Origin of the sequence: Megasphaera vaginalis (ex Srinivasan et al. 2021), assembly GCF_000478965.1 — a bacterium.
Classification (GTDB): domain Bacteria; phylum Bacillota; class Negativicutes; order Veillonellales; family Megasphaeraceae; genus Megasphaera; species Megasphaera vaginalis.
The window spans coordinates 1-10,935 of the sequence record NZ_AWXA01000040.1 but is presented as its reverse complement, the minus strand read 5'-3'; the positions used below and the strand labels follow the sequence as shown (position 1 = coordinate 10,935).

Here is a 10,935-nt window from a genome sequence, read left to right as displayed (position 1 = left end):
TGGCCTTCTTTTTAGTTGCCTTGAACCGGCGGTTGCAGATTATCGCGGCAACTGTCGGGCAAGGCTCCGCCGGCCAGCAAAATACTGACGGCCGAAATAGTTTATGGTATGATGGAAGTAATAAACAGGTGCGGCTAAGGAGGAAACGTTTTATGAGATTGTTGCGGCCCATCGTATTTTTTTCAGTCACCGTGCTTTGCCTGCTCCTTGCCGGCTGCTCATCGCCGCAAGGGCGCATCGACTTTTCCGCCACACAAGACGAAGCGGCGTCAACGACGCCGGAAACGGCGGAAGCAAAGCCGTTGCGCATCGCCTTTGCTTCCGTTATGTCGCCGTTGGAAACTCGCCAGGCGTACCAGACGATGATCGACTATATCGCCGTCAAAAGCGGCAGGCCGACCAAATTGCTGCAGCGACGGACCTACGGTGAGCTGAATCGGCTTCTTGCCGACGGCGACGCCGATATCGCCTTCGTCTCGACAGGGGCCTATGCCGCTTATCGCGGCGGCAGGCCGATCGAAATTCTGGCAATGGTGCAAACGAAGGGAACCATTTTCTACGAAACCTACGTCATTGCCGCCAAAGACGGGCAAGTCCGCTCTTTCGAAGATACGCGGCAACGGGTTTTCGCATTCACCGACCCGATCAGCTATTCCGGGCGCCTTGCCGTCGATTACCGCCTGCTTGATGAACAGACGACGGCAGACGCTTATTTTCACCACTACTTCTATACATACAATCACGATAAATCGATCTGGGCCGTTGCCAATCACCTTGCCGACGCCGCCAGCGTCGACAGCCAGATCTACGAACACATGCTGGAAGAAAATCCGCAGCTCCGTGCAAAAGTGACGATCATCGCAACGCTTTCAAAAGCGCCGACGGGACCGGTCGTGATACGCAGTGATTTGCCGGCAGCGGAAAAGGCCGCCTTGCGGCAACTGTTTTACGCCCTGGGCAGTGAAGCGTCGCTCCGACCGGCGCTGCGCCAGGCAATCATCGATCAGTTCATACCGCCGCAGCCGGAACTGTATGAGCCGCTGCGCAGGAATTATCTCCGCACACAGAGAGAGCCAGGTGAGTGAGATAAACGGACACAGTCTCTATGTAAAATTCAATATCCTCCTCGTCGGCGCCATCTTCATCAGCGGCCTTGTCATGGGCGCCGTACTCCTCTACACGACCAGCCGCTCCCTGGAAGAAAACCTTGACCAGACAGGCACGGAAATCGCCGTTTCCGTCGGCTCCGTCATTAGCAGCCAAATTCTCGTCGACGACCGCTTCGCCATTACGGAACAGCTACTGGCAATTAAGAACAAAAACCATCACGTCCGTTATATTATCGTCACAAAGCCGCAAGGAGACATCTTGACCAGCACCTTTACCGCCGGGCTGCCGCAAGGATTGCCGCAACAGCGACGGCCGATAGGAACGACGGAATATGATACGATCACCTTTGACAGCAACGAAGGCTATATCCGTGAAATCATGTACCCCATTGACGACGGCTTAGTCGGTTATCTGCGCATCGGCATGATGGAAAATGAGATGTACGAGCTCCTGCTGCGCCGCGGTCTGGAATTATTCGTCCTCATCTTCGTCGTCTGCACCGTCGCGTCGTTCTTCGCATCCCGCTTCGCCTACGCGTTCCTGCTGCCCCTGCAAATGATGTCGGAAGCCGTCCGCCGTCTCGGCAGCGGCGATTATACCGTAACAGTCGAACCCGACGCGGACAAAGACATTGGCGGGCTGGCAGCCGCCTTCAACGATATGACCGGAAAGCTGCGGCAAAAAGACGCGGAGAATTCGGCCCTGCTGGCTTCGCTTCAGGCGAAAGAAGCGCTGCGTCTGCAACTGATCAACCGCCTGTTCACGGCCCGCGAAGATGAACGGCGCCGTATTTCCGGCGAACTTCACGATGAAGCCGGCCAATCTATGGCCTCCATTCTCGCCTATCTGCGCGTTCTCAGGGAATATATTCCGACCGAAACGGGACGGGCTCTCCTCGCCAATGTTCGTACCGTCACCAAAGACACGCTGGAAAGCCTGCGACGTCTCGCCGTCAACCTCCATCCGCCCCTTCTCGACGACCTGGGACTCGTCAGCGCCATGGAAAAATATATGGAAACCTTCCGCAGCGCCCATGAAGAACTGACGCTCGAATTTTCTCACACAGGAAATTTCGACGACCTGGCCCGTCCCGTATCCCTGCTCTGTTACCGCACGCTGCAAGAAGGGCTGACAAACATCGTCAGCCACGCTCACGCCTCCGCCGTATCCATCAGCCTGCAGCGCCTGGAGGGAACGCTCAATATGACGATCAGCGACGACGGCGTCGGCTTCAACCCGGACGACGCGGAAAAAGCCCGCCTGGAAAACCATCTGGGCCTCGTCAGCATGCGTGAACGAGTAGCATTGTTGAACGGCACGTTTACCCTTAACAGTATCCCGAAAGGAGGCACGACGATCCTCATCACCCTTCCCTTGCCGGAAGAAATGACCTTCGGATCGCCAGATCATGAATAAACTCCGCATTCTCTTAGCCGACGACCACCGCGTCCTGCGCACCGGTCTAAAGCTTCTTTTACAGTCACAGCCCGATTTTACCGTCGTCGCCGAAGCTTCTGACGGAAAAGAGGTCCTCTCCTTGTTGGAAACGGAAGAAATAGATGTCATCCTTCTGGATCTGTCCATGCCCGGCATGGGCGGCCTAGAATGCCTGAACCGTATCCGGAGCGCCGGCAACCCCGTAAAGATCATTATCCTCACGATGTACAGCGAGCAGCAATATGTCAAGGAGGTCATGATGCAAGGCGCCGACGGCTACCTCTGCAAAGATACGCTCGACACGGAGCTCTTTGCCGCCCTGCACAGCATCGCCGGCGGCAAGCGCTACCTCGGGGAAAAAGCGACGGCCGCACTCGTGGAAAGCCTCAGCGCCGAAAAACCGCCGGCGTTGTCGCAGCGAGAACTGGAAGTGCTGACCCTCATTGCCCGCGGCAATTCCCTTTCCGCCATTGCCGAACGGCTCTATTTATCGGTAAAAACCGTTTCCACCTATAAGACGCGACTCATGCGCAAGCTCAATTGTACAACGAATGCGGAACTTGTCGACTACGCTTTGAAGCGCCATTTACTGCACTGACCCAGTACTTGCACGATACGCCGCAATCACGCTTGTCGACACGCATAAAAAAAGAGAACGTTTCAAGGGAAACGTTCTCTTTTTTATATTTTTTTAATTACCTCCCGCCTTAGTACGCCATCAGGTTACGACGCGTTTGGCACCGACATAGCGCGATGACCAGTACGAACTGTTTAAATTATCGACGCTGACGCCGGCGTTCGTCGCGCTGATAAATTGTCCGTTGCCGATATAAATCCCCGAATGGGACACGCCGGGCAGATACGTCGAAAAAAAGACGAGATCGCCTGGTTGCAGGTTCGGTGCTGATACCGTATATCCGACGCCGTACTGCGCATCGGCTTCGCGAGGCAAGTCAATCCCGACGGCAGAATACACGTAACGGGTAAATCCAGAGCAATCGAAGCCGGCAGGCGTCGTACCGCCGAAAACGTAAGGAACGCCGATATACTGATTGGCAATCCCCAAAACGCGCTGCGCAATCGCCGTCGTGGCGCCGTCGATGGCAATGGAACCGCCGTAGCCGCCGTTGCCGAAACGACGGATCGGTCCTGTCGGCAATACTTGCCCCGTCAGCGCATAGAAAGTCGCCTTGCCGACGATTCCGTCGGCGTCCAGACCGCGCTGCCGCTGAAACTCGCGGATCGCCTGTTCCGTACCGCTGCCGAAAACGCCGTCGATAACGACGCTATATCCGTGCGACGCCAAGGCCTGTTGTACGACCTGAATTTCATTATCAGCCGTAACGGCCATGGGCGCGATCGTCTGACCTGTTCCTGCCGAAGCGGCGTCAGTCTTTTTCTGCACGAAATGACTGCATTTATTCTCCGGCAACGCTTTACCCATAATCGCCTTATACGTCTGCGCTCCGATAATGCCGTCGATATCCAAGCCGTGACTGGTCTGGAACGCGCGCACAGCTCCCGCCGTCCCGCTGCCGTAATCTCCGTCGGCGTCGACCGCATATCCTGCGGCATTCAGGGCCTGCTGTATTTCCAGAATCTGCGGCCCCCTGTCACCGGGATGGAACGTAGCGCCGGCAGGCAAAACAGCCAGAGCCGCCACTGCACAAGCCAGAATCATACCGTTGTAAACCCATTTCATATCGATACTCCTTTTGGAATAACTATGTGATATCCGATCCTCTTAAGACCTGCTCCCAAATCGTCGCTGAACAAAACAAGCTATCCAAAAGATCATCACTTTTGGATAGCTTCACATTCCTTACATTGTTTTTACATTATAGCACGGAACCGGCTGATCGTCAAAAACCGGCGCCGATTGAACAGCCCCACATACGCCGCACGGTAAGGCTCTAAACCCGCTATGCAATTTAGCGTTTCGTCATGACGATACAAAAGGGAGAAACTAGTAAGGGAAGTAACAATGTTTACGTCCTTATTAAGTAATATTTCTTTTCATACTTTGTCCATAATATTTGTAAAGTATTTTAGGTATAAAATACTGATAATTCTAAAAAGAAGAGTTTAAGTTATAAAAGAAAGTGGAAAGTTGATATCTTACTCTTATTCTAACCAATCTTTGAATATCGCAAAAATTCCAAGAGAGGCACTTGTATATGAATGGATTAATACAGCTATTACCAGATACCAGCCGTCATAAAAATATCATGTTCAGGGAGAGTATACAAAAATCTTTGTGATTTACTTTCACTCGGAAACATCCGGCCCCCCCATAACTATCATGACAAAGCAAAAGAAATGCCTTCCCATGTAAAAGCAAGATTACTATTGCCTAATAACGTTTCCATGAATACACCATCGATAGAGCCAACGACATCTAATATGCCTTGAATAATTTACTCAACAATATTCTCAAGGAGACGATAGAAAACGAAATGGACGGGCTATCTAGACTAGAGCAAAGCTGAACCTGCCCTCAATGGTAACAAACCAAAAAGGCTCAACAGTAGTTATGGTAAATTTCAGATTAATGTCCCACAGTCCAAAGAGGTTACTTTCCTGCGCAGGTGATCAACAATCGTCAGAAAGACATTTCTTCCATTTAATAAGAAAATAGCCTCTATTTACATCAATGGAATAACTACCAGACAGATTTTTGCCACATTAAAGGATATCTATAACTTCAAGGCCTCAGAGAGACTCTATATCCAATGTTACAGATAGAACCTGCCCCAGATCAAAAAATGGCAGTTTTAACTACTTGCCAGTATCTATCCACGCAATTCACTTTTATGTAAAGCACGAAGACAGCAGCCTGTGTCGTGATGGACGTAATTGATGAAAACTCAAGGAAATCCTTACCATTGAGATTGGTAAAAACAGGCTTGACGGCTTGACCAGTCTCAATAGTTAACGGTCAAGACATGTGTTACACTTTGAGTAGTATTTTGATACAACTTAGTTTAGGTTCTTAAATGACCGCATAGTCTTTACCATCTTGTTATATCGAGCCTTATGCATTGCTACTTGCTTTCTTAGTTCGTTCCCGCTTGTAAATACATTTCTACTGTACAGAATCTTGCCGTCTGCTTTCTGACTTCGTTCGACTTTCTCATTCTGTCATGGAGAATAGAGGCTCATCCTTCACAGTTCCATATGCAACGCGTTTGCGGTTTTCTCAAATGCACTTTTTAACACTGTTCGTTCACTAGCATTTACGAACTCTGGACTGTTGTCCACTTGGATCATACGAATCAGTCCCCTCCTCTTTACAAACTCTTTTAAGTATTTACTGGTTTCGTAAGTACTCTTTTCTTTAGCTTTTTTCAAGACACACTTTCTTCTGTATTCATCTATCCTTGTAATCTGATAGTATTGATAGCCATAATTGGGAGGAAGGATGCACCCAGCCGGTACATACTTGATATCAATTTAGATCTTGTCTCCCTGATATCTTCCTTCCACGTGGTCATATTTACAGTAACTCTTTTTGTAGATCCCCGGCTTCTTATAACCTTTGTTTTCGTATATGTCTACACCGGCTTCCGAAGCTGTAGACATAGCCGCACTGTATCATCTAACATATACTTCTGCTAACCCATACACTCCATTACGCTTGAGCATTCGGCGAATTAAGGCAATCTCTTCTTCGCTATGTGCCTTGGGGTTATTGTAGGATCTTCTTAATTTAAATGCGAGACTACAAACAACTCCTGTCGTATTATTCTAATTGCCAATACATAAATTGTCTATTAGGGTGATATCGTTTCGCAACACAAGTCACGCCATATCTAATCGCATATTCACATAAACGCTGGCGGAAACGCATTTTTTCAATTATACTTTTCATGAGAGGACGCCTTTAGTACTTGAACGTTTGTAGTAAAACCCATTGTACCAAAGTTCCTCCCTTTTTATTTATTTCCGTAACATATATCTTATCACATTACATCTTGTTGTTTTGACCGTCCCTAAAAAATTGCAGTGCAATATCTGATATACTTACGGAGCTTAAGGATGGGCTTTCTGCTGAAAGAACACCAGCGCCGCATCATCCATATAGGTTATAATGCGCTAAAATATGTCTTCAACAAAGACCATCAGGACTTTTTCCAATAATCTCCCATACTATCGGAAGATAGACTTCAAACCGCTAGAGGAAGTGGATAAAAAATGGACGCCACGTTATCTAGTAGCCATAAAATGTTGATTTGACGCTTTGAATTCCATAACGCTGATTTTTAAATTTTCAATGGGCTATCCCCATATAGCATTTTATACAATCAACACTATTGAGAGCCTGAATTATTCATACTAATACCTAATAGCCAATGAAGTGTGTCTTCCAGCAAACACTTCTTATTAAAACGCTTTGTATCTGACAACATTTGGTATCACTAAGAAATAGTCTATATCGTTCGGACTTAAGATAAAGTCAGCGGTGAGTTGACCACTATATATCCAGTATAGAGTCCCCCTTAAAATTATCCCATTTCTAAGGTCATAAAGGATCTATTTATAGAAATTATTCACACTCTTGAAAACGAGTGTTTCATGATAAGTGCTTCGTAAAAGAGTCTCCTACGTTAGGGTTTGGATACGCACGTAGAATGTCATTTTTACTATGGTGTAAATGTATATTGCAAGCCTGCACGATGCGTTACTAACACGTCAAAAGTGTTATTTTTCCCTAGGTATAACTACGGCCTTTTAGAACCACACGACTAACTCGTGACTCTCTTTATACAAAAAAAGAGTACGCAGCTTAAACTACGTACTCTTTTTTAACCAATTCTGACACGAATTATATTGGTTAATGAAACAACAATAAATCTTCCCAGACAAATTTAAGCCAATCGCCGTTTCTACAATAAAGCTATTTCTTCATAACTCTTGCCTTCCCATCTGTAACTACTTTTCCATCTTGATTAGTTACCGTTGTTTTAAATACGATCCGATGTTTTTCATCATTTTTTTCAATGCACTCAACGGTAGCAGTCAATGTATCATTATACATTACCGGTGCCAAAAAACTTAATTCCTGATTCATGTAAATAGTATTAATACCTGGTAATTCTGTCCCTAAAACAGCAGAAATTAAACCCGCCGAAATCATTCCATGTGCAATCCGCTGTTTAAACATAGACTCTTTAGCAAATTCCGCATTGATATGAACAGGATTAAAATCGCCTGTAAGCCCAGCAAAAGTATATACATCATGCTCACTAATCGTTTTTGATAAAGAAGCCTTATCTCCTATATTAATATCAACATACCTTATATCTCTAGCCAATATGTCCACCTCCAAATTGATTACAAACCTTATTATAAAACTAATCCCATAACCTCTTCACCAAAAATACGGTTGTCCATCAATTTTACATTCTTCATAATAGGCTTAAATTCCATATACTGTAGAATATCTTTATCTATGTCAACTCCTGGAGCAACTTCCGTTAACTCCAGTCCATCCGACGTCAACTTAAACACAGCTCGTTCCGTGACATAGAGTACAGGCTGTGATACTGTCATTGCATACTTTCCACTAAAGGTAACTTGTTCAACATGTTCGAGAAATTTAATGCTGCTACCTTCGTTGATAATATGTAACTCACCATCTTTAATTTCTTCTTTTAATCCCCCTGCAGTGAACGTCCCACAGTAAACAACCTTTTTAGAATTCTGGGTAATATTAATAAACCCACCACAACCAGCAACTCTTCCATGGAACTTACTGACATTAATATTCCCTTGAGAATCACATTCAGCCAATCCTAGAATTGCCAAGTCTAGATTCCCACCATCATAATAATCAAATTGATATGGTTGATCAAGGATAACCTGGGCATTAGTCGATGCGCCAAAATCACTACCACCAGCAGGAACACCTCCTATTGTTCCAGCTTCCGTCGTAAGAGTAAGTTGATCTCCAATCCCTTCTTCAGCCGCGATTGAAGCCACACCTTCTGGCATTCCAATACCTAAATTGACCGCAGCATTAGGAACCAATTCCATGGCACACCGACGAGCAATAATTTTCCGATTACTTAATGGCATCTTTTCCAACGCCCCTAAAGGCGCTTTAATATCGCCATTATATAGAGGATTAAATTCATGCCCCCAAGTCATCATATGATCTTCCGGACTGGCCTGAACAACGTAATCAACAATAACCCCAGGGACTTTAACAACTTTAGGGTCCAAAGTACCCCTAGTCGCTATATTCTTTACTTGGGCTATGACGATTCCATTAGACGCTTTCGCGGCTTCCGCAATGGCTAAAACCTCACCTGTGCCAACTTCACCATCAAGAGTGATATTTCCATCTTCATCTGCAGTCGTTCCTCTAATAATTGCCACATCTATTGGCCTTGAGGGATACAATAACCATTCTTCTTCATCAATATTCACAACCTTAACAATATCTTCCGTTGTTTTTTTATTAATTCTCCCGCCTTCTAATCTTGGATCAACAAAAGTCCCCAGTCCCACTTTTGTGATGGTACCGGGACGACGTCCTGCAACATCTCTAAACCATTGAGACAGTGTTCCCTGAGGTAAATTATATGCGTATACCTTTTCATCCATAATTAATTTTCCTAGTTTAGGAGTTAAATTAAAATGCCCACCAATAATACATTTTAACAAACCCTCTTCCCCTAAATGATTTAACCCTCTTTCACCGCCGTCACCTTGTCCTGCAGCGTAAATAATGGTCAAATCTTTAGGAATATTATTCTCTATAAAAGATTTTTGCACCTGTTTTAAAATCCCTTCAGGAACAAGTGCCCCAACAAATCCACTCGTAGCAATGGTAGCTCCATTAGGAATATTCTTTACAGCTTCTTCCGCCCCAACAAACTTTACCATGGTACCAACTCCTTTTCGTTAATGTAATCCTGTAATTGAATAAATAATTATAATAACAAAAACTGCCAGCGTTTTCATTAATGTAATCGCAAAAATATTTTTATAAGACTCTTTATGAGTCATACCACAAACAGCTAATAATGTAATAACGGCGCCGTTATGAGGCAGAGTATCCAATCCCCCAGAGGCCATAGACGCGACTCTATGCAGGATTTCCGGCCCCATACCAATCTGCGCTCCCCACGCAATCCATTCTTTTGACATTAACTCTAAAGCAATCGCCAAGCCGCCCGAGGCCGACCCCGTAATCCCAGCCAACACAGTAACGCTAACAGCTTCCGAAACAAGCGGTGTTCCCCCAATAGTAATACTAGTCAATGCATGTGCTACATGAACAAAGCCAGGTAACTGAGAAATTACATTCCCATATCCAACCTCAGAAGCAGTATTCATAATTGCCAACAGCGAACCAATAGCACCGGCGTTCAATATCTTAGATAAAGCATTGACAGAAGTAATCTTCCTATGTCCCAAAAGAAGAGCCAAAATAATACCTACAACTAAAGCTATGAGTAATGCCCAAATACTTGCTACATTCTTCACCGCCGCTGCAACCAGTGGGACTCCTTTCATATTATGAAATGCATCCAATATATTAGGATTCCAAGTAACGGTTTCTGTAATAACAAAATTAACAATTAAAACAGCTAATAACGGCAAGCAAGCAAGCTTCCAATTAACTAAGTTGCTATCATCACCAACTTCCAGTTCATTCAAAGTATGATTCCCATAGCCTTCTCCATTTGCTATCGCTGATTTCAAACAATGAGTTAAATAAAATCCCCCTCCAATATAAATAATACATGCCCCTATAATACCTGCAAGAGGTGCCGAATATAAAGTCGTACCAAAGTAGGTAGTAGGTATAATATTTTGAATTTGAGGGGTCCCCGGCAGGCAATCCATTGTTGCTGTAAACGCCCCTAATGCAATTAGGGCAGGTAATAATCTTTTGGGATAATCTGCTTCTTTAAATAATGCCGCCGCGAAAGGATATACCGCAAAAACGACAACAAACAAGCTAACCCCACCATAAGTAAGGATACTTGCTGCTATAACAACAGAAATAACGGCTTTATGAGGTTCTTTCCCCAATCCGGTAATAATTGCTTTGGCAATGCTTCGCGCTAACCCAGTATCTTCCATTACCTTCCCAAAAATTGCTCCTAAAATAAAGATCGGGAAAAAAGACTTAATATACGTAACGGCTTTTCCCATAAATAATTCTGTATAGGACGGCATGATGTCAAAACCCGAAAGAGTGGCTGCAAACAAAGCCATAATAGGAGCCATCATGATAACAGAAAAACCTCTATAAGCAAAGGTGATTAACCCAATAAGACTCAACACAATAATGACTACACTAAAATCCATATCCCCACACTCCTATCTTTAAACTAATAAAAATATTCAACTATAGAATTTTATCTATTTCAT

At 45.2% G+C, this 10,935-nt stretch carries 8 protein-coding genes; 3 read left to right on the top strand and 5 right to left on the bottom strand.

Annotation, left to right across the window (positions count from 1 at the left end; genetic code table 11):
• The 3 genes from phnD to HMPREF1250_RS06785 form a co-directional block, all read left to right on the top strand.
• Positions 1 to 1,085: phosphate/phosphite/phosphonate ABC transporter substrate-binding protein (gene phnD, locus HMPREF1250_RS06795; RefSeq protein WP_231391298.1), on the top strand; the 1,085-nt coding region annotated here is incomplete at its 5' end.
• Positions 1,078 to 2,526, top strand: a complete 1,449-nt coding sequence (locus HMPREF1250_RS06790; protein ID WP_023053907.1) for a sensor histidine kinase — start codon at positions 1,078 to 1,080, stop codon at positions 2,524 to 2,526. The genes phnD and HMPREF1250_RS06790, both read left to right, overlap by 8 nt.
• Positions 2,519 to 3,145, top strand: a complete 627-nt coding sequence (locus HMPREF1250_RS06785; RefSeq protein ID WP_023053906.1) for a response regulator transcription factor — start codon at positions 2,519 to 2,521, stop codon at positions 3,143 to 3,145. Before HMPREF1250_RS06790 ends, HMPREF1250_RS06785 begins: the two co-directional genes overlap by 8 nt.
• 120 nt (positions 3,146 to 3,265) lie before the next feature.
• Here the strand turns inward: HMPREF1250_RS06785 and HMPREF1250_RS06780 are convergent, their stop codons facing one another.
• The 5 genes from HMPREF1250_RS06780 to HMPREF1250_RS06760 form a co-directional block, all read right to left on the bottom strand.
• Positions 3,266 to 4,249 (bottom strand): peptidoglycan-binding protein, encoded by a 984-nt coding sequence (locus tag HMPREF1250_RS06780; protein ID WP_023053909.1) that lies wholly within the window; start codon positions 4,247 to 4,249, stop codon positions 3,266 to 3,268.
• A 1,463-nt stretch (positions 4,250 to 5,712) separates the two neighbouring features.
• Positions 5,713 to 5,898, bottom strand: a complete 186-nt coding sequence (locus tag HMPREF1250_RS12040; RefSeq protein ID WP_231391297.1) for a hypothetical protein — start codon at positions 5,896 to 5,898, stop codon at positions 5,713 to 5,715.
• 1,546 nt (positions 5,899 to 7,444) lie between these two features.
• Positions 7,445 to 7,870: a MaoC family dehydratase gene (locus HMPREF1250_RS06770; protein WP_231391299.1), complete on the bottom strand. Its 426-nt coding sequence runs from the start codon at positions 7,868 to 7,870 to the stop codon at positions 7,445 to 7,447.
• A gap of 23 nt (positions 7,871 to 7,893) precedes the next feature.
• Positions 7,894 to 9,438 carry an acyl CoA:acetate/3-ketoacid CoA transferase gene (locus tag HMPREF1250_RS06765; RefSeq protein ID WP_023053904.1) on the bottom strand — a complete coding sequence of 515 codons (1,545 nt, stop codon included), beginning with the start codon at positions 9,436 to 9,438 and terminating at the stop codon, positions 7,894 to 7,896.
• 18 nt (positions 9,439 to 9,456) lie between these two features.
• Positions 9,457 to 10,872 carry a GntP family permease gene (locus HMPREF1250_RS06760; protein ID WP_023053908.1) on the bottom strand — a complete coding sequence of 472 codons (1,416 nt, stop codon included), beginning with the start codon at positions 10,870 to 10,872 and terminating at the stop codon, positions 9,457 to 9,459.
• Between the last annotated feature and the right edge of the window lie 63 nt (positions 10,873 to 10,935).